Raw genomic sequence first — 23,221 nt, forward strand, 5'->3', positions numbered from 1 at the left:
TCGGCCATTTAGTGAAAATCATGAATCTTTGTCCTTGTGGTTCCACCCTTTCTCTCGAATTGTGCTGTGGCTCACGTCACTGTGGCGCTGTGCCTGACACCCCGGAACAGCTGATGCGCTCGCGCTACAGCGCCTTCGTACTCGGTTTGGGGGAGTATCTGGTCCATAGCTGGCACCCGGCCCACCTCGGCGGCCTCACGGCGGCAGACCTGTCCCAACGCGATACCAGCTGGGATGGTCTCGAGATCATCACCAGCCAGGGCGGCCCGGAGGATGAAACCGGTATGGTGGAGTTCAAAGCCTGGTTTCTGGAGGGGGATGAGCGCCACTGCCTGCACGAGCGCTCCCGCTTCGTACGTTATCAGGGGCGCTGGGTCTACACCGAGGGGGAGCAGGATCCCGCCCCCCTCAAGGCAGGGCGCAACGATCCCTGCCCCTGTGGCAGCGGCAAAAAGCACAAGAAGTGCTGCGGCTGACGCGTCACACACCGACCTGACTCGTCAAACACAAACGAACAGGGGCATCCGATGCCCCTTTTTTGTGCCTGCCATCCGCCACTAGCCAGGTCACCGAGGCGATAGCAGCGTGACAAATGTCACAGAATGCTCATTAACGCGCGAACAAATGAGCGTTTGCGAGCGCAAATTTGGCCCATATCAAACATTTCCACTCAGAAGTAGGCCACACTGGCCTCATCTGGAAGAGATGAGACGGGCAACAATGAAAAGAATAACCACACAAGTCGTCATCATAGGCGGCGGGGCCACAGGGGCCGGCATCATGCGCGATTGCGCACTGCGCGGCATCGACTGCATCCTGCTCGAGCGCGATGATATCGCCGCTGGCACCACCGGCCGCAACCACGGCCTGCTCCACTCCGGTGCCCGCTACGCGGTGACGGATCAAGAGTCCGCCCGTGAATGCATCCAGGAAAACCGCATCCTCAAGCGGATTGCCAGCCACTGTGTCGAGGACACTGGCGGCCTCTTCCTCACCTTGCCGGAAGATGACATCAATTTCCAACGCACCTTTATGGATGCATGCGCCCTGGCCGGTATCGACACCCGCCAGCTCGATCCCCGCGAAGCGCTGCTGCTCGAACCCAACGCCAACCCGGCGATGATCGGCGCCATTCATGTGCCGGATGGCACGGTCGATCCGTTCCGCCTCGCCGCCGCCAACGTACTGGATGCGAAAGAACATGGCGCCCGTATCTTCACCCACAGCAAGGTGCTGGGGCTGCTGCGCAGTCAGGATCGGGTGCACGGGGTCAAGGCCATCAACACCCGCACCGGCGAAGCGTTCGAGGTGGAGTGTCAGGAGGTGATCAACGCCGCCGGCATCTGGGGCCAGCAAATTTGCGAATACGCCGATCTCGGTATCCGCATGTTCCCAGCCAAGGGCTCCCTGCTCATCATGGATTACCGCATCAACCAGCTGGTGCTCAACCGCGCCCGCAAACCGGCGGATGCGGACATTCTGGTGCCGGGCGATACCATCTCCCTCATCGGTACCACCTCCAGCCGGATTGATTACAACAAGATTGACCAGCTCACCGTCGATCCAGAAGAGGTGGAGGTGCTGCTGCGTGAGGGGATCAAGCTCGCCCCCATCATGGCCCGCACCCGTCTTCTGCGCGCCTACGCCGGGGTACGCCCGCTGGTGGCGGTAGACGGTGATGAAACCGGCCGTAACATCAGCCGCGGTATCGTGCTGCTGGATCACGCCGAACGCGACGGCCTCAAGGGCTTCAACACCATCACCGGCGGCAAGCTGATGACTTACCGCCTGATGGCGGAGTGGGCCACCGATCTGCTGGCCAAGAAGCTCGGCAACAGCAAACCCTGCCAGACCGCCGAACTGAACCTGCCCGGCTCGCGGGACCCGGAGAAAGTCTCGGCCCCCGGGCTCTCGGCCCCCGCGGAAGGTTCGGCCCAATACCGCCATGGCGAGCGGGTCATCGCCTTCTTCCGCGATAACCCCAAGGCCAACGCCCTTATCTGCGAATGCGAAATGGTCACCGCAGGCGAAATCGAATATGCCCTGCGCGAGCTGGATGTGGACAACCTCATCGACCTGCGCCGCCGCACCCGTCTGGGAATGGGTCCCTGTCAGGGCGAGCTGTGTGCCTATCGCGCCGCCGGTCTGATGCAGGAGTATGGCAAGGCTGACGGTCGTCAGGCCTGCGTCATGCTGCGCCAGTTCCTCGAGGAGCGTTACAAGGGGACCCGCCCGGTACTGTGGGGGGATGCCCTGCGCGAGGCCGAGTTTACCTACTGGATCTACGAAGGGCTGTTTGGCCTGGGGGAGTGGACGGCGCCACAACTGGTCGCCGAACCCCCTCGCGCCGCTGCAAGCCGAGACCACTCACAAGGAGAGCCGTCATGAAGTTCGACAATATCGTTATCGGCGGCGGCATGGCCGGGCTCTCGGCTGCCCTGCGGCTGGTAGAGGCGGGCCAGAAGACCCTGCTGATGGCCTCCGGCCAGAGCGCCCTGCACTTCTCCTCCGGCTCGGTCGATCTGCTGGAAAGCGAGGGAGACCCCCGCACCACGCTGCCCGCCTTTATGGCCGCCCATCCGGATCACCCCTACAGCAAAGTAGGGATGGACAATATCGAGGCGAGCCTTGCCGATCTGCAGCGCCACTGCGCCGAGCAGGGATTGCCGCTGGTGCACAACGAGACCAACCACCAGCGCCTGACCCCCATCGGCACCCTCAAGCGCACCTGGCTCTCCCCCGATACCTGCGCCTGCGTCACCGATGCCCCGATCCCGGATGCCCTGCTGCTCGCCACCATGGAAGGCTTTCGCGACTTCCATCCTGCGCTCGCGGCCGCCAATCTGGCCACCCATCCCCGCTTCGCCCACTGCCGCGTCCTGACTGGCGAAATACGCCTGCCACAGCTGGCGGAGTTCAGCCGCAATCCCCACGAATTTCGCTCCGCCGATATCGCCCGTTTGTTTGATAAACAGAGCGGGGGCAAACACCCGCTGGTGGCCGAACTGGCCCGCGAGATCAGCCGCATGGTGCAAGAGAGCGGCGTACCCGACTGCCGCCATATCGTGCTGCCCGCCTGCCTGTCACTGGGGCTGGTCGGCCCGCGTCTGGCAGAGCTGGAGCAACGCACCGGCTGCACCATCAAGGAGGTGGCGACCATGCCGCCGTCACTTATCGGGATGCGGATGCAGGAGGCACTCAAGCGCCGTTTCATGGCCCTTGGCGGCACCTTCCTCACCAGCGAACGGGTGCTGGGCGCCCGCTATGAGGGGGATAAAGTCATCGGCGTACACAGCCAGAATGGCGACGATCAGCTATTTGAAGCGGACAACTTCGTGCTCGCCTCCGGCAGCTTCTTCAGCCGCGGGCTGGAATCCCGTCTGCGTGGCATTCGCGAACCCATCTTCAATGCCGATGTGCTGAGTCTGGAGGAGCGTGACGCCTGGGCCGGTCGCCGGCTGTTCGACCACCACCCCTTCATGGGGTTCGGGGTCAAGACTGACGATAAGCTGCGGGTACTGCTCGGCGGCAAGCCGATGACCAACCTTTATGGTGCGGGCAGCGTATTGGCCCACTACGACCCTATTAAAGAGGGCTCCGGCTCCGGTGTTGCCGTTGCCACCGGCTGGCAGGCCGCTGGCCATATTCTGGCTGGAGTCTGAGATGCCAACCCTCTGTTTTCTGACTGCGGGCAGAGCGCTGCCCGCTCGACAATCCCATTGCCGCATCCCTGTTGCTTTCAATCCGGCCCGGGAGGAGTAAATCATGCTACTGGATCACGCCAACCAAACTTTCGATCAGTGCATCAAATGCACCGTCTGTACCGCCTACTGCCCGGTGGCCAAGGCCAACCCCGCCTACCCTGGCCCCAAACAGGCAGGCCCGGATGGGGAGCGGCTGCGGATCAAGAGCCCGGAGCTGTTCGACAGCGCCCTCAAGCACTGCACCAACTGCAAACGCTGTGAAGTGGCCTGCCCGAGCGGGGTGCGCATCGGCGACATCATCGCCAAGGCCAAAGACAAATACAGCGGCTTCAAACCGGGGATCCGCGAATTCGTGCTCTCCCACACCGATCTGATGGGCAGCATGTCTACCCTGATGGCGCCCGTGGTCAACTTCACCACCGGCCTCAAGCCAATGAAAATGGTGTTGGACAAGGCGCTGGGGGTCTCCTCCCACCGCGATCTGCCCAAATACTCCCAGGGCACCTTTCGAGGCTGGTACAAAAAGCAGAAGGCTACGCAGGCCAGTTATGCGCGCCAGATCGCCTACTTCCACGGCTGCTACGTCAACTACAACCACCCGCAGCTTGGCAAGGAGCTGGTGCAGGTGCTCAACGCCATGAACATAGGCGTGCAGTTGCTGGAGCGGGAAAAGTGCTGCGGCGTGCCGCTGATTGCCAACGGCTTTATGGACAAGGCCAAGCAGCAAGCGGCCTTCAACATCAAGCAGCTGGAGAACACCCTGCTGGGTAACGAGATGCCGCTGTTGGCCACCTCCTCCACCTGCGGCTTTACCCTTCGGGACGAATACCCCCACCTGCTGGAGCAGGACAACCACAAGGTGCGGGATCGCATCTCGCTGGTGACCCGCTTCCTGTGGAACGAGTTCTACAAGGGCAACAAACCGGCGATGAAGCCGCTCAATCTGCACATCGCCTACCACACCCCTTGCCACATGGAGAAGATGGGCGGCGTCATCTATACCCTCGAATTGCTGCGCGCCATTCCCGGAGTCAAGGTGACGGTATTGGAATCACAGTGCTGCGGCATCGCCGGCACCTACGGCTTCAAGTCGGAGAACTACGAAACCAGCCAAACCATCGGCGAAGGGCTGTTTGATCAGATCAACCGCCTCTCCCCCGATCTGGTGATCACCGATTGCGAAACCTGCAAATGGCAGATCGAGATGAGCACGACATTTCGCTGCGAACATCCCATCCACCTGCTGGCCCAAGCGCTCGCGTGAGATATCAGTACCTTGCGCAATGGCGCAAGGAGACACCGTCATAACAGCGTGCAGGCCTATGGCCTGCCCAGATAATAAAAGAGCCCCTCTTTGCACAAGAGGGGCTCTTTTATTGGGGTCGATATCAACGCACGAAAGGGCGTTATCGTGCCGATGTGGGCCGTGAACCAGACATGATGAACCCGGCATGGTGAACCAAGCATGATAGTGACACGGTAATCCCCCCATTTTTAGGGGCATTCAAAAGTAGAGGTCATGCAGCCTTTGCCAGATGCTGCTTCGGGGTATAACCATCCAGCGCCATATTGGGCCGCTCATGGTTATAAACCCACAGCCATTGGGTTGCAAACTCTTGGAGCTCCTCCAGCGTGCCAAACAGATGATGAGCCAACCAATCGTAACGTACCGTTCTGTTAAACCGCTCTATGTACGCGTTCTGCTGAGGATTGCCTGGTTGGATATACCCCAAGGTGATCTCCTGTTTCGCCGCCCACGCCTTGAGCACTTCGCTGATATATTCTGGTCCATTATCGCACCGGATCATCGCCGGTTTGCCACGCCACTCAATCACCTGTTCCAGTGCGCGCTTGATCCGTGAAGCGGGCAATGAAAAATCGACCTCAATGCACAGCGCCTCGCGGTTAAAATCATCGATCACATTAAACAGTCGCACTGACCGGCCATCGCTCAGTTGATCGTGCATAAAATCCATCGACCAGCAGTGGTTAGGCTGGGCAGGCACGGCCAGAGCCTGTGGCTTTTCACGTACCAGTCGCTTCTTGGGCTTGATGCGCAAGTTCAGTTCAAGCTCCCGATAGATCCGGTAGACCCGCTTGTGGTTCCAAGCAAACCCTTTGACGTTACGCAGGTAGAGGAAGCAGAGGCCAAAGCCCCAGTTCCGCTGGCTGTTGGTGATACGCAGCAACCAATCCGCAATAAGCTGGTTTTCATCGGCGAGCATGGGTTGATAGCGATAACAGCCTTCGCTGACCTTGAAGATGTTGCAGGCTAGCCGGATAGAAATGGCAAAGAGCGACACGGCTTTGATAGCCATCTCCCTGCGGGCAGATGGCGTCACCACTTTTTTGCTATGGCCTCGGCGATAATCTCGGCTTTGAGGCGCTCCTCGGCATACATCTTCTTGAGGCGGCGGTTTTCCTCCTCCAGCTCTTTGAGGCGAGCCATGAGAGAGGCATCCATGCCACCGAATTTGGCGCGCCACTTGTAAAAGGTCGCGGAACTGATGCCATGCTCGCGGCAGAGTTCAGGGACGGGTGAGCCAGACTCGGCCTGTTTGAGGATGGCGATGATTTGGGCATCGCTAAAGCGTGATGTTTTCATGTTAGAACCTCCTGCGTTCAAGATACGAGAAAATTCTACTTATGAGCACCCCAGGTTTTCGGGGGGATTACCGGATTACCACACCGCATCCTGGCACTGGCCTTTTTGCGGTAAAAAGAAAAAGCCCCATGAAGTTCATGGGGCTTTCGCTTTCAATATGGCGGTGAGGGAGGGATTCGAACCCTCGATACTATCCGTCATTCTTCAACCCACTGATTTCATTGCGATATTTTAACTTGGATCATTGTCGACTGTACCACTGGTTTGTACCACATATGATGCAAGCAGCTATACAGATAATGCTATCAGGCCCCTCATTTTCAACGTAACACCAGATTGCTTTTTTTATGCTAGCTTAGGGTACTACTCGCACTTGATACCCATAAGTCTAAAGTCCCATGTCCATATCTTTGGGTACTCATTCGAGTGAGAAACGTAGTATTGGGTCTTACCATCCAGCTCCCTCACTGCGAAAATCTCTGTCTCTTGGCCTTCCTTAGAACTTTCACTACTCCATGTAGCCATGCATTTTTTGCCTTCAGAAAGGGACTTTTGTACAGCGCTCCCTTCTTCAGTAATTGCAGCAAGAGCATTAGAAATCAAAAAAACACCACACAGAACACATACAATCCCTGATAACTTCACTGTATGAACACTCCCTTATCGATAGATGGCAATGAAAGGATGCGATAAATCAAGATCGCATCTCCTCATATCCGAGGTTGCTAGCACCAATACTGAATCAGTTGCACGAATACGCATTCATCGTAACGGTTGCCGAATTACCATTTGCGGTAACGTCAGTACCTGTAATGACAACAGCATTAGCTCCTAGCTTGATAGCCTCATTTGCAGCATTTTGTCTTGCCAATGCAACGTTCTTATCTACTGTCAAGCTGAAAATTTCAGTTCCTGATACAACATCAATGAGCTTGCAGCTCTCTGCCGCTTTAGCATCAATAACTTTTACTGGCAATGATGCTGATGAACTTGATGAACATGCAGTTATTAATGCTACTGAAAATAGAATTGCAATTTTCTTCATTTCAAAATCCAGTCTCTGAATGGTGGTTGACATACACCCAGTTAATGAGGGAAGACTCGATACAAAATCATGCACAAGCAACTCAAGATTGACAAGCAATTCTATGGACACTCGACACGCTGATACCCAGCCCCACCCACAACATGGGACTAGCTGCTATATAGATGGCTCCCAGTCATTGACATCTAAGGCGTAGCTTTTCGACATCATCAATCATTACTACCAATTCTCCATGGTCTTCTGGTTCACCCGAAGCAGGAGCTTCGCCACATCCACCTGGCTCGAACACAAGGTAATTTACATTCCCTCGCGAGAAATCCCACGCAGTGTAACTACAAGCCCCAGTGCCCTGAGGCCGCCATGCCCTCTGATCTATTAACTCGACATCTGGTTTTTCACTTATTGCCTTGGGCTTATTCCAAGAGCGGTAGCGGTAAGAATTGTTGTCGGTTGAATCAATAAAAATCCGGTGTTTTGCCGTCTCACACGAAAACTTACGAAGAGCCTCCCCATTCTTGCCTTCAGCCAGAGCAACGGATGATGTGACAGAAAGTAACAAAAAAATAGACGACGTAAAAAATCTCATACTGCAACTCCTCATTTTATCGATAGAAGAAGCTACCGCGAGGCGGTTGTTCTAATAAAAAGGAGCCCGATATGGGCTCCTTGATGTGTTACTGGTTGCACGTCCCCCATACAACACCATCAGTGCCGCACTCTTCTTTGTGCGTCCCATCAGCAAAGACGGTGAACTTGCGGTAACGCCCTTGGTTGTCATAGCTGATAGTGGTGGTGACCTTGTTGCTGTCAGTCACGGTCTGTTTCTTGAACCAAGCACCAGCATCCGGCTCCGGCGTCTTGTCATCATAGCGGTACGGCAGTTGCTCGAAAGCGGCAACCAACTCGCTCATGTTACGAGTCGCGTGATCATGAGCCATCCCTACCCAGTTACTGAGGAAAGGGAAACTGGCAGAACCGCCGAGGAAGTAAACAAACTGGCTGCTGTAGTTGGCCCCTTCCGCTTTATAGCCGACCGTCGCGTAGCGATGAGTAATTGCCCCAGTCAAGTTCTCTGGGATGCACTCTTCAAACGCCTGAGCCTCACCGTTAGCAAGGTTCACCAGCTCATATTCCTTCGCATCAGCGTTAGTGGAGACAGTCTCCTTGATGTCGCAGCTGTAAGGTGTTCCGTCTCCATTCCGAGACTCAAACTCGTAGCTATTGCTGTAGCGGTAGTCCTTTCCAGCAACGCTGATCTTCTCGCCATAGATGATGGTTTTGATATCTTGATTGAAGTCGTCACTAACTTTAACCAGCTCAGTTTGACTCTTGGTTGGCCAATAGATCCCTTGCTCGCGATACCAAGCCTTGGGATACGCATTGTTGTTGTCTCTCGAGTCACCCTGGTGGTAATCCACATAGGCATAGAACGCATCAGGATGGGCACGCTTTAGCTCTTCACTGGCGCTGAATGACTTCTGTAGCCCGCGTACGATTTCTTGGGCCTTGATCGCAGTCTCGTCATCACCGGTAGCGATAAAGTCATCGAACAGTTTATTCTCAGGGATGTTGTAGTGATACATCACCCGATCCACAGCCTGTTTCAGCGACTGCATCAGTTGCTCACGCTTTTGCTGATTTTCCATCACACTCTGGCAAGTCAGAGCCCCACCAGCAGCCAACTCCTTTTCTACTGAACTCCACAGCACAGTGGTCAGCGGCGTCACATGATAGAAATCATCTTGCGTGATCGGCTTGAACTTCGGCGGTAGTACCATCTGATAAGCCTTCTCAACAGGCCCCAGATCCAGATCCACGGCCCCCACAGGCACATCGACAACCAAGGGCACGTATTGAGCACACGCTTGCTGAGCCTCTGTCAGCTCCAGACGATAATCACCAGCCCCAGATGTGGTGCTCTTAGGCTCTCCCTCATCCCATTGCCGATTGAAGTTCAGGTCCAGATAGACAGAGGCCCCTTGAACATACCCATCGATCGCTTTCCCCGAGATCGCGGCCTTGGGTTTAGGAGGGGTCGGGGTACCACCGCTATCTCCACCACCACCTCCACAAGCAGTCAGAGCTATGCATACACCCATACTCACCAGTGAACGAACTGACATCTATTTCTCTCCTTGTCTTTTTTATTATCAGCACACCGAGCACAATTTGACTCCAAAGGAGGTATGCTAATAAATCGCAGCTAAGATTTGTGTGATTGATAGCGCTTTCACGCATTAATGACGACTTTATCTTGTTGATTACATTGATCTTCCCTCTAACTGCCTGAGTATTCTTTGCACGCTGGAGAGACTGATCCCCGTCCGACGTGCGATTTCGGCCTTGGCAAGTCCTCTTGCCGCCAGTGCTTGCACCTCGTCTCCCTTCGCCATGGCTGTCGGTTTGCGGCCCTTGTAGACCCCACGCTGCCTAGCCAGCTCAATCCCTTCTGCCTGACGCTCCAGCATCAGCTCACGCTCAAACGTGGCGATGGCACCGATCATGGTCAGCATCAGTTTTCCGGTAGGTGTCGAGGTATCGATACCCAGATTCAAAATCCTCAGAGCAACCCGCTTAGCGTGCAGGTACTCCGAGATCTCCAACAGGTGGCGAGTGTTGCGAGCCAAGCGATCCAGCTTGGTCACCATCACTACGTCTCCCTCACGTACAAAATCCAGCATCAACGAGAGCTGAGGGCGGTCATCCTTGGCCCCGCTCACCTTCTCCCTGAATATCTTGCTGCACTCGGCCAGAGCCTGAAGCTGGGCATCCAGGCTCTGCCCCACAGTGCTGACACGTGCATATCCCACCAGTGCCATGGTCTCCTCCTGGTCAATAGGGCAAGGTACACTGACTCGACCGGTCAGAAGGTCGAAAGGAACCCATATGACCGGCAAAAAGTGGCACTTTCGCTCGCGTCACACGGGCTTGGTCTATTGACCTGTGCCAGTGATACAAATGAAAACGGGCCGCTCCGTAATGGAGGGCCCGCAGGGGTAGTCAACCAGATGCTCTGGCTGCTCTATCTATTGGTCATGCAGGGTGCCGACCGGGGGATCTCAATGACGCGTCGCCCCACCCGGCATCCGCAATACCTTGGCCAGCTCATCGGCATGAGCCTTGTCGCGGGCGATGAGGCGGATCATCAGGGTTCCCCCTGCAATGGCAACCAGTGTCACCGAGGTCAGGATCATTTTGTTCATGGGTAGTCCTCTTCGTTCATGTTGTAGAAGTGTGGCGGCATGTAGCGAGCCATCATCGCGTTGACGATGACAGACGCAAACGCCGTCAGGGCTGCCTTCAAGGCGTCCAGCAGCAAGGTTTTCATGAAGTCATTCATGGCGATTACTCAGGGGTTATCTTCAGTCGGTAGACCTCCATCCGGTGATAGTCGAGAAAGTTCCTCTCCCAGAGCCGGTAGAGGCCCATGGTGGTGGCCAGCGGCCGCTCTCCACACCAGAGCTGTGAGGCCAGCCCGGCGTTGAAGTCAAAATCGAGATCCTTGACCAGCTCGCCACCGAGGTAAGTAAACTCGGTGACGTAGGCCATTCGCCAGCTACCAGCCCGTTTCTCCAGACGAATTTCGACCGGACGGTAACCACCCGTGTCGGCGGAATAATCGGGACTTCGGAAGTTGAGGGTCAGGGCAGTGGCATCGGGGTGGAGGTCGATTAACTTGGCGAACAGGGCCTGTAGCTGTTTGGATGGGGTCATAGCAGCCCCCTGTCGGCAAACGAGACGATGTCATGCTGTCCCACCACAAAGTGGTCAAGCACTCGCACGTCTACCATCTCAAGCAGCTCCTTGAGACGAGTGGTAATCGCTTTGTCTGCATCTGAAGGGTCGACCATGCCGGAGGGGTGGTTGTGGGCCAGAATGACCGCTGCGGCGTTTCTGTTGAGAGCCGCCTTGACCACCTCACGGGGATGAATAGTGCCGGCATTGATGGTGCCGAAGAACAGCTCCTGGTAATCGAGCAACCGGTGTTGATTGTCGAGCAGCATGACGGCAAACACTTCCCGCTCGTAGTCCCCCATCTTGAGCCGAAGGAAGTCTGCTGCCGCTTTGGGTTGAGTGAAGGCGTGGCCCAGATGCCGCTGTCGGCTCTCCAGAATGGCCAATGCCTGATTGATGATGTGATCGTGATCATCATAGTGGTGTGACATAACAGTAACCTCGCGTCGTTTGGGTACACGAGTTACTTATGCCAGGGGGAGGATCAGATATTGAACGACGGTTTCCCGCCGGTGACTTTGTCAGATTGCGTCGGTCAGGGTATAAGTACCCTGGAGGGGTACCCTTAAAATGTCAGGGATGCACCAAAAAAATATCTAACCGAAACGCCAACTTAGCGATGATGTAAGGAAACAGCATGATTTACGAGCCACAAATCCACCCCACCCATATCATGATGGATGAAGAGGTCGAGAAGAGCCCGTTGGGCCAGAAGATGAAGAGCGAGCTAATCGAGCGTTGCAGTAGAAGTAACACTCCGGCACTCTGGATCATCGAGAACTACCACCGCAAGGGCTGCCTTCGCGGTGACTTTGCCATCACCCCCAAGCAGGCCCAGCTAGTCCAGTCCTTCCTCCATCAGAAAGGGCTACCGGATGCATTCGTCACGACTCACATGCTGGACTCTGGCTACGCCGATGGGCTGGCGTTGGAGCACATCGCCAAGGCGGTTCATGCGATGCTGTCCGAGGAGGTGGTGGCTGCGTAAATCTGCTGACTTTGGATCAAGCCCTTTTGCCCGCAATCAAAGGCAAAGGGGCCATTTCGGATGTTAAATGTGCTGAAATTTCAGCTAGTTATAGAACTTTTTCTGTATGAAATCTCGTAGAAAAAGTTCTTAAAAATGCCATAATTTCAGCAGATCGGCAGACCTACCTGACCTGTTCCAGATGCTCTTTCTGAACCAGCTCCCACTTCTTTTGTTCAGCTTCTTTTCCCCTTTCTTGCCACTATAGGCTGAGGGCAAGAGCCAGCTCGGCTGGCCCTGACATGATCCCCGTCACGGCGGCTAACCAAATACAACCCCAGATTCTGCTGGTATTGCTTCATGACATCGCCTTAAGCCTCATCTGCCGTTTTTGATTTTCCCGTTTGGCCCACCAACGAGAGCAAAAGGGCCAACTAGGGTGCTCAATCTGCCGAAATTTGAGCAGATCGGCAGACCTTATATCCCACCTGTTTGGCTGGGCCGGATGGAGGCTATCGACTTAGCAAGGGATGTCACTACATCACCTGTATCAATCATTAGAATATTTCATGAATAGCTTTTTTTGCGTTGTTCACAACGAAAACTCGAAATGGGGACTTGGGGAGGAAAAAAGAGGGGTTGTATTGCTTCCGCCGATCCGTATAGTCGGGGTTGTCGGCGGGCAGACGCCCCCGCACATCGCACCTTGGCTCACGCCATAAGCCCTCGGGGGGCGCCAATTACCCGACCTGATTACCGCCGCTTGGAACGCACTCAACCTGATTTTAGTTCCACAGCAGCGGTCATCTAAGAGGAGAGACATCATGTCTCAATCCACTCAATTTGATCTTGAATATGCCCTGGCCGATGCTGGCCACTCCCTGACTATCGACTTTGCTGCCATCAAAGAGCAGTTCCCCATTCTGGATGTCGCCTCAGCCCTGACTGGGCAAGACGTCAAGAAAGTCGGCTCCAACACCTATCGACTGGACGATGCCAGTTGCCCACTGTGTGGCCATAACGACTGCTTCACCCTCTATCCTGACCCTGACGACAATAACTTCCACTGCTTTAGCTGTGAGGAGCGAGGGGACGTGTTCGAGCTTATCGTCAAGACCGGTCTGGCTCGTAACGCCTACGATGCCGCCCGTTTACTCCTGCTGGGAGAGCTGTCAGTCACCCCGACCGTTCGCAAAGTGGTGAAGCTGGAGCAGCCGATCTACACGGCCCCACCTGCTCGCCTGCAAGAAATCTTCAATCTCGCAGCTAGTCACTATCAGTCCCGTCTGAATTTAGACGAACTTATGGAGCTGCGTGGCCACTCTGAGGAGGTGCTGGTGGGGCTGGATATCGGCTTCTCCGGTGGCCTGAACAAGGCACTGAAGGATGCCGGGTTCAGCCGAGAGGAGCGACTGGCCTCCGGTCTGGTCAAGCTTCGCAACGATGCCCCAGATCTGCTTCGTGACTTCTTCCCGAGCGGTGTCTATGTGTTCCCGCACTTCGACCGCAGCGGACAAGCCAGCCGCTTCACTTTCAAGGACCCCAACAAGCAGTATCAGTTCCAGTTGCCGAGCCAGCACTGGCTTAACGGGGTGCAGTTCTACGGGGAAGAGAGTCTGAATTCCCCCGGCCCTGTCGCCCTGGTAGAGGGAGAGAATGACCGCCTGTCTCTGGTAGATGCCGGTTGGCCGGGCCCTGTGCTGGCTACCATCGGGACACTATCACAGACCCAGTTGGCGTGGCTGGGGTGTGAGCTCGTTGACTGTGATGTCGTCACCTTCTTCGATACCGACGATGCTGGCGACAAGTACCGCTCAAAAGTGGCCCAACTCGGTCTCAAGCTGACCCAAGTCAAGCTGCCGGATAGCGTCAAGGACATCGACGAGTATCTGCACGGCGACAACCCGTTGCCCCTGGCCGAGCTGGTGGCAGCATTTACCCTGGTTGAGCCTGTGGCCGAAGCCGAAGCCGAAGCCGAAGCCGAAGCCGAAGCCGTCCAGGACGATGATCAGCTATCGGAAGTCGTCAAGGTCATGCCACGTACAGCCATCTTTGAAAACGAGCTCAACGATTCGGCCAACGCCGAACGGTTTGTGCAGATGCACGGGCATAACCTGAAGTTCGTCCCTGAGTTAGGTGGCTTTATCCACTTTGACGGGACGCACTGGACCCAGAATGACTTGACGCCCATGACCCTTGCTCAAACAGTGGGCAAAGAGATCCAGGAAATGGGGCAGGCATTGATCAAGCAGGCATGCAAGAAAGAGGAGCTGTCTTGGGCCTATACAGTGCTCAGACACGGCTCTAGCAGCCTTAACCGGGCTGGCATTCAAAACATGCTGGAGCTGGCCAAGCCGATGATGACGGCAAGACTGCACGAGCTGAATGCCAATCCGATGCTGTTGGGCACGGCGAATGGTGTCATCGATCTGAAGTCGGGTCGCCTGTTGGCACCGAGACGAGCATTCATGATGACCCACCATAGCCCGGTAGCCTATGACCCAGCCGCTGTCTGCCCGCGATGGGAGCAGTTCATCAGCGAGATCACCTGTGACGATGCCGAGTATGCCGCCTTCCTGCAACGTTGTGTGGGCTACTGGATCACCGGCCGCACCGACGAACAGCTCCTGTTCTTCCTCCACGGGGGCGGCTGCAACGGCAAGAGTACCTTCATGTCGGTCATTCAGCAGTTGCTGGGAGAGTTCAGTCGGCAGATCAGCAGTAACGTCTTGCTGTTTAACCGCAACGGTAATACCGGGCCGAACCCGTCACTGACCAAGCTGGTGGATGCCCGTCTGGTGGTGGCCAACGAACTGCCAGAGGGGTCTCGCATGGATGAGAACTTGGTGAAAGCCATGACGGGGGATGACGTGATTGTCGCTCGTGCTCCCTACGCCAAGAAGGAGATGGAGTTCCGCCCGACCTTCTCACTGGTGATGGTGGGCAACCACAAGCCCGAGATCCGCGATACCAGCAATGGTATGTGGCGTCGGATGCTGATGCTGCCCTTCAATGCTTCCTTCACGAAGGCACAGCTAGACCCCATGCTGATGGAGAAGCTGCGGGCCGAGATGCCAGGCATTCTGAATTGGGCTATTCAGGGCTGCCAGATGTGGCAAGAGCAGAGACTCAAGGCATCGATTCCTGCTCGCCTCAAGCAGGATGTCGAGACCTACCGTGCCGAGTCGGATATGGTCGGCTGCTTCCTGGAAGAGTGCACACAGGCCAGAGTAGGGGCCAAAGTGCCCATGAGCGAGGTCTACGCAGTCTACTGCGAGTGGATCAAGCAGAACGGTGAATGGGCCATGAAGCAGCAGACCCTGAAGAAAAAGCTGATGGAGAAGGGCTTTGCCACCACCCGCTACAACAACAAGGTAACCATCATCGGGTTGACCCTGCTAGATAGCGAGATGGCTGACATGACGGCATCATCCAGTAAGACAGAGCTCGGTGCTAACTACACCGTATAAGAGCCTGTAAATCCAATTGTGTAACCGCCCACGAATAAGTAACTTTTTCAAAAGGATACCTTCGTGGGTAAGCAAATGGACCAAGACAAACTCAAAGCACTGGCCGCTGAGCTGGCCAAAGACATCAAATCTGAAAAAGATCTCGGCACACTCACCCAACAGCTGATCAAGCTCACCGTTGAGACCGCGCTCAATGCCGAGATGGACGAGCATCTGGGCTACGAGAAACACGCCCCACAAGGCCGCGGGACCGGCAACAATCGCAATGGCTATTCCACCAAGCGCCTAAAAGGCCACCATGGAGAGGTCACCATCCAGGCGCCTCGTGACCGTAACGCCTCCTTCGAGCCTCAGTTTGTCCGCAAGGGTCAGTCACGCCTGACCCAGATGGACGACCAGATCCTCGCCCTCTACGCCAAGGGCTTGAGTACGCGGGATATCGTGGACGCGTTCAAAGAGATGTATGACGCCGACATCTCGGCGGGGCTGGTATCGAAGGTGACCGAACGCGTCATCGAGCAGGTCCACGAATGGCAAAACCGGCCGCTGGATCCGCTCTATCCCATCGTCTATCTGGACTGCATTGTGCTGAAGATCCGCGCGAACCAGAGGGTGATCAACAAGTCGCTCTATCTGGCACTGGGCATCAATATGGAGGGGCACAAGGAGCTGTTGGGCCTGTGGCTGGCCGAGACCGAAGGGGCAAAGTTCTGGCTGTCGGTCTTGACCGAGCTGAAGAACCGCGGCCTGGAAGACATCCTGATCGCGTGTGTGGATGGTCTCAAGGGCTTCCCTGATGCCATTGCCGTGGAATATCCTCAAACCAAGGTGCAACTGTGTATCGTCCACATGGTCCGCAACTCGTTGCGCTACGTCTCCTGGAAGGACTACAAGGCGGTGACGGCTGAACTGAAGCAGATCTACCAGTCTGCGACGGAGCGTGAGGCTAAGCAGGCGCTGGCGGCCTTCGGCGAACGCTGGGATAGCCAGTACCCGCAGATAGCGCGTTCCTGGCAGAGTCACTGGGTTAATCTGATCACGCTGTTCGATTATCCCCCCGCGATCCGGAAGGTGATCTACACCACCAATGCGATCGAGTCACTGAACAGCGTGCTGCGCAAAGCGACCAAACAACGGAAGCTCTTCCCGACCGATGAGTCGGCGCTCAAAGTGGCGTTTCTCGCGATACAGCAGGCCTCCAAGAAATGGACCATGCCGATCCAGAATTGGAAGCCGGCCCTGAATCGCTTTATTATCGAGTTCGGTGATCGCCTGAACGGTCACCTGTAATGGAGTGGGCAGTTACACAGAATTATTTACAGGCTCCCGTATAACCAAACGAGGGGCCTGCGGGCCCCTCATACTTTGATCTAAAAGTAACGCTCAATATATAGAGTGTTTGGTCGTGCATCCAAAGCAGACCTTAACGGAAACATGTTCCTTGTCGCGATAGCTGCATCCCTTAGTTAGCAACCATTTTTGCAAGTGTCCATAGGATTTTGCCCCAGAATCCGAACCAGTAACGCCCGAGGCTCACGTACAGCATCAGTGCCGACTGCAAGCACTTTACCGTCCATATTCGCAGTATATTCGGCCACTACATCACCAAAAGCATTACGCTGCAAAGCAACCTTCTGGCCCTTCTTCACATCGTCCCCCAACTTGACGAGAACTTCTGCAAAGCCACCAGTCGTTGCCCGAATCGAGCTCATTTCATTACCTATGTATGTCTTGTGGCTCTCGGCGGTGGCCCCAAGCTTTCCATCTATCACCTTGTAGTGACGCAATACGTTTAAGGCCCCCTGTAAGCCTCGATCAATCATATCCTGTTGATACACCCGTGGCTCGCCTACTTCTGCTGTTATAGCCGGAATGCCATTCTCAACAAACGTAGTTTCCATCGACCCTGCCTCACCGGGATCCTTTTTAATTTGGTCGGCAGGGAACAGTTCCGCAATGGTCTTTACATCCGCATTGCGATAATCAGCATAGATAAAGAGTGGGTATGCCGTCCCAGTAGACTGAGTGTGATAGTCGATGGCCAAATCGACATTCCCTTTGTAGATTTTGTTCCACATCAGCCATGCCTGACGCTCGGGAGCATTACCTGTCTCTTTACCGGGATGAATCCGGTTGTAATCGATCACATCACCACCGTCAGTTGAAATTGCCCATGTACGCGACACTCGCTCTAAACCGGAACGATTGGGGCCAATAACCCCAATGACGGTCCCTTTCATCTTGGCTGGTTCAAGTTGTGCCATCGCCTTTTGTACGATCCGAACACCATTGAGTTCGTCACCATGTACTCCAGCCTGTAGCAATACTTTTTTACCATCGGTAGCCCCTTTGGCCACCATGATCGGCACGTACCAACGTTGGCCAGTTCCGGTCTCGACACCCTCGAACATAAAACGGTGCTGGCCTGTAGCAAGATCAGCGACATCGAGTGCTGAAATCACAGGTATACCTTGGACCTTATCGCCTGTGTACTGGGTGGCTGCATGGGCAACCGAACCAAAAAGTGCTAATCCAACAGCAAACGCAACATAACGCATACGACTCTCCATGATGCTCAATATGATTAGTAAATCCCGACTCGATAAGCTGGCAGGCAGTCCAAGGCTAAAAACATGTCGAGGTGACCAAGCTATCAAAGAGATAAGTCGAGTATCTACTTTGGGTTAGAAGAAATGTGATGCAAAGACATAGTCTCGGACACATTGAAGACGAATGAATCCACTCTCCCCTGTGCTGACATGCAAGACCACAAAACCAAATCACATCTGCCGCTTTTGATTTTCCCGTTTTGCCCGCCAACAAAGGCAAAGGGCCCAAACCAAGTAGTCAATCTGCCAAAATTTCAGCTATTTATAGAACTTTTCCTGTATGAGATCTCGTAGAAAAAGTTCTTAAAAATGCCAAAATTTCAGCATCTCGGCAGACCCATCCTTCCCTTTATCCGGCTCTGGCAGGGATGGGGGCGACTGGGATTGCTTCGATAGCTTCCTGCTTTGTTCTCAGTGGGAAGTCGCCATAGTGGCGTCCTGTGGATGCCTGCCCGGTTCCCTGGCTATGGCCCTCGATAGCATTCTGGGTATCTTCGCGAATGAGAGCATCACGGAAACGAGTGATGGCGGTGTGCCGGAAGCTATGGTTTGGTTGAATATCATCTCGCCCAAGTTTGAGCTTCAGTCGCAAGTATCTCTGCCACCATACCCCAAGCCGCACCGAATACTTCTTCCTCGGCCCCGATTGCTGCAACAATGGGAACAGCCGACCATCGGCAGGCAACGAGCGAATGTAATCCAGCAACCCCAGCTCCAGAAGGTGGGAGTGCACGGGAATATCACGGTTGCTGCTGCGGCTCTTGACGCTCTGGTCTTCCCGAAGCTCTGCAATCCGGAAGAACCAGATGTTGTCCTGCTGCATCACATCTGCGACGTACAACTGGCATATCTCGCTGACACGAGCCCCTGTGTAGTAGAGGATCAGCGGCACCCAGTAGCGAGCCTCCCCGAAGCGAGGGTGGTCAGAACGCTCGGCAAACAGGGGGGAGCCGAAGATAGTCGTCAGTTCAGCCTCTGTGAAAGTGTGCTCCGGCTTGTTCAGTGGGTTGACCTGACTTTCTGCATACTTAACCCCGTGAGCAGGGTTGAACTCCAGCAGACCATCCTCCACCGCATGACCTAGCACCGCTGACAGGGCTCGCCCCAGTTTCTTGACGGTAGCAGCTGTCAGACGAGGCAAACTGTGCTCTGCTGCATAGGCGGTCTGCTGGCGTAACGGCATGGCGGACACATGGCGTTTGGGGCGAGCTGGCAGTTGCTCCATCAGGTTACGGAACTCGGAAATGTCCCTCTTGGAGATGTCTTCGATACCCTTATCCCCCATCAGCTCGATGAATCGCTCCACGGCGACCTGATACTCAAGGATACGGCCATCGGCTTTCTTCGGCTCTCGCCGCTTGATGGTGGCCTTGTAACGCTCAAACAGGGCAGATAGGCGGATCCCCCGAGTGCTGATTGTGGTGACGGTGGTATCACCAGCAGGAACAAGAGGGATCTCAGGTTGACCGATACGCCTTTGATTAGCGTTCGTCGCGGCATTCTGTATGACCGCTCTGGAGAGGGCCTTGAACTTGCCCGCCAGCAGCTCGGCGAAAGCGACATAGTTGGCCGAATCGACGCACAGGCGAAGCCCTGTGAGCTGGAATGCCTCGTCGATGTAGGGCTTCATCCAGATCAGGAAGCGGGCAAGCCCTTTCTGCACGTCACGGGTTCGTTTGGGATCTTTTTCTTCCTCCAGCATGGTCAGGATTTCGGTATAGTCCTCCCAGACCAAACCGTCACCATCCCACACCTGACGAATGAAGCGACCACGCACATCAGGTTCGTCCAGTCGCTCTATCATCGAGTTGTACCAACAGTCCGCCGCGTTGGAGAGGTCGAGGGGCTGCACCGCTAGATCAATCTTGGCGGCCTCCAGCAGGCGATAAAGTTCATCCAAGACAGGCAGAGCGGCCCGACGGGCTTCAGACTCGTTCGTAGTACTGAGAGAACGACGAAACTCCCACTGGTCGTTAAGCAAAGGGCGTAGTTCTTTGGGGATGACGACACGGGCGTACCATGTGCCATTTCGGTTTTGGAGTAGGTTGCTCATAGACCTCATTTTGTACCACCTTTTTGTACCACCTCGGAAGTGTCGGGATGGGAGGGTTGATCACAAAATCGCTATGAAATCAGGAAGCTTTTGACCTATAAAGAAAAACCCCCGCTCGAAAGCAGGGGTTTTCAATGTGGCGGTGAGGGAGGGATTCGAACCCTCGATACGTTGCCGTATACACACTTTCCAGGCGTGCTCCTTCAGCCACTCGGACACCTCACCAAATTTTTACTTCTTTGAAGTGGCTTTCGGAGCACGCTACGCGTGCTTTCTTGCCGACTTCGTCGGTGTGCAGCCACTGGAGCCGCTCACCAAATTTTGGTCTGTGGTTTAACGTGTTCAGCCAACACTGTGTTCACTACGCTGTTGCGCCGGAACGGGGCGTAATGTAAGGGATACGATGGCTTTTGGTCAATGCAATTTTTTACTTTTTGCGTTCGTTTGCTCAATATCCGAACCAAGTGACCAAAAATATGCCGTTTCGTATCCCTTTCAATCAATTTACTGCCGCTTCGTGCAAATGTTCACCTTTGAGCGCTTCTTCCAGCGAGCCGTAGAATTCCAGCTTGCCGGGCTGCGGCCGCACCTTGGCGCGGGCCAGGGTCTTGAGCGGCTGGAACTGCAATTCCGCCACCCGCAGCTCGACACCGGCTTTTGCCATCTGCTTGCCAAACTGAAGGAAGGCAGACAGACCACCCGCATCAAGGATGGAGACCGCCTCCATCTGCAGTACCAGCACCTGGTGCCCTTTCACTTGCGCTTCCAGCTCGGCAAAGACCCGTTCGGCCGCGGCAAAGAAGAGCGGGCCGTTGATCTTGTAGAGCAGGCCGTTGTCCGGCACCTCATGGGCATAGCGCTTGTGCTCGGCCAAATCGTGCAGTTTGGTCATCTTGGCGATTTCGCGCATAAAGAGCAGGGACGCCAGGATCACCCCGAAGGTGATGGCGATAACCATGTCGAAGATGACGGTCAGTGACAGGCAGACCAGCAGCACCAGCACGTCGGATTTGGGGGCACGACGGATCAGCTCCACCACCTTGTGCGCCTCGCTCATATTCCAGGCAACGATGAGCAACAACGCAGCCATGGCCGAGAGGGGCAGCCAGGAGAGCCAGGGGGCCAGCACCAGAATGGCGGCCAGCACCACCAGCGCATGGATGATCCCCGAGATGGGCGAGGTGGCCCCGGCGCGCACGTTGGCAGCAGAGCGGGCGATGGCGGCGGTGGCAGTAATGCCGCCAAAGAAGGGGGCGAAGATGTTGCCAAGCCCCTGCCCCACCAGCTCGGCGTTTGAGCTGTGTTTGCGACCGGTCATGCCATCTAGCACCACGGCGCAGAGCAGCGATTCGATCGCACCCAACATCGCCATGGAGAAGGCGGCAGGCAGCAGCCGCTCAAGGGCAGCCAGATCCCACACCACAGGGGCGCCATCCGGCCCGGGCAAGGCCCAAGGCATTACCAGGGTCGGCGCGATGGGGGGGATCCCCATCCCCTGGGTGCCATCGGCCAGGGTATAGCTGAACTTGCTACCGATGGTGGCCACATCTACACCGAAGTAATGCAGACCAAAACCCAGGCCCACCCCGACCAGCACCGCGGGCAAGTGACCGGGCACCGGCAGACGCAGGCGCGGCCAGAGCAGCAGCACGGCTAGCGTCGCCACCCCCACCAAGGTATCGCCCCACTGCCAGCTGGGCAGGGCAGCGGCCAGCGCCTCGACCTTGCCCAGATAGGTTTCCGGCATCTCGGGCACGCTCAGGCCAAAGAAGTCCTTGATCTGCAAGGTGGCGATCACGATGGCGATACCACCGGTAAAGCCCAGCGTCACTGACGGCGGAATGTACTCGATCAGGCGGCCAAGTCGACCCAACCCCATGGCCACCAAAAAGAAGCCGGAGATCAGGGTCGCCATCAACAGACCACCCACGCCAAATTGCTGGGCAACCGGATAGAGGATCACCACAAAGGCGGCGGTCGGGCCGGAGATGGAGTAACGGGAGCCACCGGTCACGGCGATCACGATACCGGCGATGATGGCGGTATAGAGACCGTGCTGCGGCGGCACACCACTGGCGATAGCCAGCGCCATGGCGAGCGGGATGGCGATGATACCCACCGTGACGCCGGCGATGAGATCACGGCCGAAGCGGGCCATGCTGTAGGGTTCATCAATACAGGACTGGCGTAAGGCTATGGCGAGCTTCACGCTATTTAAGGAGGCTTGCTTGTGCATGTATATCGTAATACCAGAAGAGGGAGATAAAGGCCGGAGAGATCCGGCGCCCGATCATCATCAAGGGCCGGCAGAGCTGTCGACACGGCGATGGTATCCTGCGTAACCTTACTCCACACCGGCCATTTTTTCGATGGGCAGGATCAATGAAACGCGCGCTCACCCATTATTTGGCCTATTTGCCGCCAAATCGGCGATCTTTCCCGCTACGACGGCCCTTTTAACTGCAAAGATAACCATTTGAGCCTTCATTTATCACTGGCACGTTCGAGGCAGCAAGTCGCATTTTCAGGCAAACGCCAATATGGCACAGCGGCGTGACACCGGTTCCCCTGAGGGATGACAAGAGACTGATTGTGCTGAAAATAAACCGTAAAGCGCAAGTTTTGGGCAAACAGTCTGAAAATAGGGTTTTCAACGAGATAGCAGGTTGACACCCGCCCCCGGGGTCATTAATATTCGCCCCGTCTCAACGAGACAGGCAATTCCTCCTTAGTTCAGTCGGTAGAACGGCGGACTGTTAATCCGTATGTCACTGGTTCAAGTCCAGTAGGAGGAGCCACTTTTCCCTCGTAGTTCAGTCGGTAGAACGGCGGACTGTTAATCCGTATGTCACAGGTTCAAGTCCTGTCTTCGGATTGCGAAAAGAGCCCAGTTTTATAACTGGGCTTTTTCATATCTATCTCTCCATGGTTTCAAGCCCAGATCGCTATCCCTCACCGTTTGCTCTGCCACATTCCCCTCGCAGTGAACGAGCCACCCTCCCTGTTTTATCTCAACTCAAATTCGACTAACGA

18 protein-coding genes, 2 tRNA genes and 1 pseudogene are annotated in these 23,221 nt (G+C 55.5%); 8 read left to right on the forward strand and 13 right to left on the reverse strand.

Features of this window, described 5'->3' with window-relative positions:
• Positions 1-20 precede the first annotated feature (20 nt).
• From ACY8FN_RS14955 to glpC, 4 genes and pseudogenes are all read left to right on the forward strand, one after another.
• A complete protein-coding gene (locus tag ACY8FN_RS14955; protein WP_463100448.1) occupies positions 21-476 on the forward strand; it encodes a YchJ family protein in 456 nt (151 codons plus the stop codon).
• 244 nt (positions 477-720) lie between these two features.
• Positions 721-2,392 (forward strand): annotated as a pseudogene (glpA, locus tag ACY8FN_RS14960) (anaerobic glycerol-3-phosphate dehydrogenase subunit A); the annotation flags it as partial.
• A complete protein-coding gene (gene glpB / locus ACY8FN_RS14965) occupies positions 2,385-3,662 on the forward strand; it encodes a glycerol-3-phosphate dehydrogenase subunit GlpB (protein ID WP_463100449.1) in 1,278 nt (425 codons plus the stop codon). The pseudogene glpA and the gene glpB, both read left to right, overlap by 8 nt.
• A gap of 103 nt (positions 3,663-3,765) precedes the next feature.
• Positions 3,766-4,968 carry an anaerobic glycerol-3-phosphate dehydrogenase subunit GlpC gene (glpC, locus tag ACY8FN_RS14970; RefSeq protein WP_463100450.1) on the forward strand — a complete coding sequence of 401 codons (1,203 nt, stop codon included), beginning with the start codon at positions 3,766-3,768 and terminating at the stop codon, positions 4,966-4,968.
• Positions 4,969-5,221: 253 nt separating this feature from the next.
• On the opposite strand, the gene ACY8FN_RS14975 is transcribed toward glpC, so the two are convergent.
• The 9 genes from ACY8FN_RS14975 to radC all read right to left on the reverse strand — a co-directional run bounded on the left by ACY8FN_RS14975 (position 5,222) and on the right by radC (position 11,520).
• A protein-coding gene (locus tag ACY8FN_RS14975) for an IS3 family transposase (protein WP_463099321.1) occupies positions 5,222-6,309 on the reverse strand; the annotation gives its coding sequence in 2 pieces (ribosomal slippage) (positions 5,222-6,060 and positions 6,060-6,309; 1,089 coding nt in all).
• Positions 6,310-7,051: 742 nt separating this feature from the next.
• Positions 7,052-7,354 carry a DUF4156 domain-containing protein gene (locus tag ACY8FN_RS14980; protein ID WP_254196874.1) on the reverse strand — a complete coding sequence of 101 codons (303 nt, stop codon included), beginning with the start codon at positions 7,352-7,354 and terminating at the stop codon, positions 7,052-7,054.
• 175 nt (positions 7,355-7,529) lie between these two features.
• Positions 7,530-7,940, reverse strand: a complete 411-nt coding sequence (locus ACY8FN_RS14985) for a hypothetical protein (RefSeq protein WP_463100451.1) — start codon at positions 7,938-7,940, stop codon at positions 7,530-7,532.
• Positions 7,941-8,028: 88 nt separating this feature from the next.
• Positions 8,029-9,477, reverse strand: coding sequence for a hypothetical protein (locus tag ACY8FN_RS14990; RefSeq protein WP_463100452.1), 1,449 nt, complete (start codon positions 9,475-9,477; stop codon positions 8,029-8,031).
• A 138-nt stretch (positions 9,478-9,615) separates the two neighbouring features.
• On the reverse strand, positions 9,616-10,173 hold the full coding sequence (locus ACY8FN_RS14995) for a recombinase family protein (protein WP_463100453.1): 558 nt from the start codon (positions 10,171-10,173) through the stop codon (positions 9,616-9,618).
• Positions 10,174-10,413: 240 nt separating this feature from the next.
• Positions 10,414-10,557: a hypothetical protein gene (locus ACY8FN_RS15000; RefSeq protein WP_176698531.1), complete on the reverse strand. Its 144-nt coding sequence runs from the start codon at positions 10,555-10,557 to the stop codon at positions 10,414-10,416.
• On the reverse strand, positions 10,554-10,682 hold the full coding sequence (locus tag ACY8FN_RS15005) for a hypothetical protein (RefSeq protein WP_254902196.1): 129 nt from the start codon (positions 10,680-10,682) through the stop codon (positions 10,554-10,556). Before ACY8FN_RS15005 ends, ACY8FN_RS15000 begins: the two co-directional genes overlap by 4 nt.
• A gap of 17 nt (positions 10,683-10,699) precedes the next feature.
• On the reverse strand, positions 10,700-11,068 hold the full coding sequence (locus ACY8FN_RS15010; RefSeq protein WP_463100454.1) for a DUF2787 family protein: 369 nt from the start codon (positions 11,066-11,068) through the stop codon (positions 10,700-10,702).
• Positions 11,065-11,520 (reverse strand): RadC family protein, encoded by a 456-nt coding sequence (radC, locus tag ACY8FN_RS15015; RefSeq protein WP_463100455.1) that lies wholly within the window; start codon positions 11,518-11,520, stop codon positions 11,065-11,067. The genes ACY8FN_RS15010 and radC overlap by 4 nt, the downstream gene beginning before the upstream one ends.
• Positions 11,521-11,726: 206 nt before the next feature.
• Between radC and ACY8FN_RS15020 the strand changes: the two genes are divergently transcribed.
• From ACY8FN_RS15020 to ACY8FN_RS15030, 3 genes are all read left to right on the forward strand, one after another.
• The gene (locus ACY8FN_RS15020; RefSeq protein ID WP_463100456.1) at positions 11,727-12,077 is read left to right on the forward strand and encodes a hypothetical protein; all 351 of its coding nucleotides are present in this window, start codon (positions 11,727-11,729) and stop codon (positions 12,075-12,077) included.
• An 803-nt stretch (positions 12,078-12,880) separates the two neighbouring features.
• The gene (locus ACY8FN_RS15025; RefSeq protein ID WP_463100457.1) at positions 12,881-15,526 is read left to right on the forward strand and encodes a phage/plasmid primase, P4 family; all 2,646 of its coding nucleotides are present in this window, start codon (positions 12,881-12,883) and stop codon (positions 15,524-15,526) included.
• A 75-nt stretch (positions 15,527-15,601) separates the two neighbouring features.
• Positions 15,602-16,816 carry an IS256-like element ISAs3 family transposase gene (locus ACY8FN_RS15030; RefSeq protein ID WP_463099048.1) on the forward strand — a complete coding sequence of 405 codons (1,215 nt, stop codon included), beginning with the start codon at positions 15,602-15,604 and terminating at the stop codon, positions 16,814-16,816.
• 176 nt (positions 16,817-16,992) lie between these two features.
• Here ACY8FN_RS15030 and ACY8FN_RS15035 read toward each other — a convergent pair whose 3' ends face one another.
• The 4 genes from ACY8FN_RS15035 to dauA form a co-directional block, all read right to left on the reverse strand.
• On the reverse strand, positions 16,993-18,084 hold the full coding sequence (locus ACY8FN_RS15035) for a M14 family metallopeptidase (protein WP_463100458.1): 1,092 nt from the start codon (positions 18,082-18,084) through the stop codon (positions 16,993-16,995).
• 400 nt (positions 18,085-18,484) lie between these two features.
• Positions 18,485-20,197, reverse strand: a complete 1,713-nt coding sequence (locus ACY8FN_RS15040; RefSeq protein WP_463100459.1) for a DUF6538 domain-containing protein — start codon at positions 20,195-20,197, stop codon at positions 18,485-18,487.
• Positions 20,198-20,325: 128 nt separating this feature from the next.
• A tRNA-Ser gene (locus ACY8FN_RS15045) sits at positions 20,326-20,413 on the reverse strand.
• 274 nt (positions 20,414-20,687) lie between these two features.
• The gene (gene dauA / locus ACY8FN_RS15050; protein ID WP_463100460.1) at positions 20,688-22,424 is read right to left on the reverse strand and encodes a C4-dicarboxylic acid transporter DauA; all 1,737 of its coding nucleotides are present in this window, start codon (positions 22,422-22,424) and stop codon (positions 20,688-20,690) included.
• Between the two features lie 486 nt (positions 22,425-22,910).
• Between dauA and ACY8FN_RS15055 the strand changes: the two genes are divergently transcribed.
• Positions 22,911-22,986: transfer RNA gene (locus ACY8FN_RS15055), tRNA-Asn, on the forward strand.
• The last annotated feature ends 235 nt before the right edge of the window (positions 22,987-23,221 follow it).

The organism is Aeromonas sp. 160P, assembly GCF_055193095.1.

Excerpts from the sequence above, each read along its gene's own strand:
- ACY8FN_RS14990 (WP_463100452.1), bottom strand. The coding sequence starts at position 9,477 with ATGTCAGTTCGTTCACTGGTGAGTATGGGTGTATGCATAGCTCTGACT.
- ACY8FN_RS14995 (WP_463100453.1), bottom strand. The coding sequence starts at position 10,173 with ATGGCACTGGTGGGATATGCACGTGTCAGCACTGTGGGGCAGAGCCTG.
- dauA (WP_463100460.1), bottom strand. The coding sequence starts at position 22,424 with ATGCACAAGCAAGCCTCCTTAAATAGCGTGAAGCTCGCCATAGCCTTA.
- glpC (WP_463100450.1), top strand. The coding sequence starts at position 3,766 with ATGCTACTGGATCACGCCAACCAAACTTTCGATCAGTGCATCAAATGC.
- ACY8FN_RS15035 (WP_463100458.1), bottom strand. The coding sequence starts at position 18,084 with ATGCGTTATGTTGCGTTTGCTGTTGGATTAGCACTTTTTGGTTCGGTT.
- ACY8FN_RS15025 (WP_463100457.1), top strand. The coding sequence starts at position 12,881 with ATGTCTCAATCCACTCAATTTGATCTTGAATATGCCCTGGCCGATGCT.
- ACY8FN_RS15010 (WP_463100454.1), bottom strand. The coding sequence starts at position 11,068 with ATGACCCCATCCAAACAGCTACAGGCCCTGTTCGCCAAGTTAATCGAC.
- ACY8FN_RS14985 (WP_463100451.1), bottom strand. The coding sequence starts at position 7,940 with ATGAGATTTTTTACGTCGTCTATTTTTTTGTTACTTTCTGTCACATCA.
- ACY8FN_RS15040 (WP_463100459.1), bottom strand. The coding sequence starts at position 20,197 with ATGAGGTCTATGAGCAACCTACTCCAAAACCGAAATGGCACATGGTAC.
- ACY8FN_RS14955 (WP_463100448.1), top strand. The coding sequence starts at position 21 with ATGAATCTTTGTCCTTGTGGTTCCACCCTTTCTCTCGAATTGTGCTGT.
- ACY8FN_RS15020 (WP_463100456.1), top strand. The coding sequence starts at position 11,727 with ATGATTTACGAGCCACAAATCCACCCCACCCATATCATGATGGATGAA.
- ACY8FN_RS14980 (WP_254196874.1), bottom strand. The coding sequence starts at position 7,354 with ATGAAGAAAATTGCAATTCTATTTTCAGTAGCATTAATAACTGCATGT.
- radC (WP_463100455.1), bottom strand. The coding sequence starts at position 11,520 with ATGTCACACCACTATGATGATCACGATCACATCATCAATCAGGCATTG.
- ACY8FN_RS15005 (WP_254902196.1), bottom strand. The coding sequence starts at position 10,682 with ATGAAAACCTTGCTGCTGGACGCCTTGAAGGCAGCCCTGACGGCGTTT.
- glpB (WP_463100449.1), top strand. The coding sequence starts at position 2,385 with ATGAAGTTCGACAATATCGTTATCGGCGGCGGCATGGCCGGGCTCTCG.
- ACY8FN_RS15000 (WP_176698531.1), bottom strand. The coding sequence starts at position 10,557 with ATGAACAAAATGATCCTGACCTCGGTGACACTGGTTGCCATTGCAGGG.
- ACY8FN_RS15030 (WP_463099048.1), top strand. The coding sequence starts at position 15,602 with ATGGACCAAGACAAACTCAAAGCACTGGCCGCTGAGCTGGCCAAAGAC.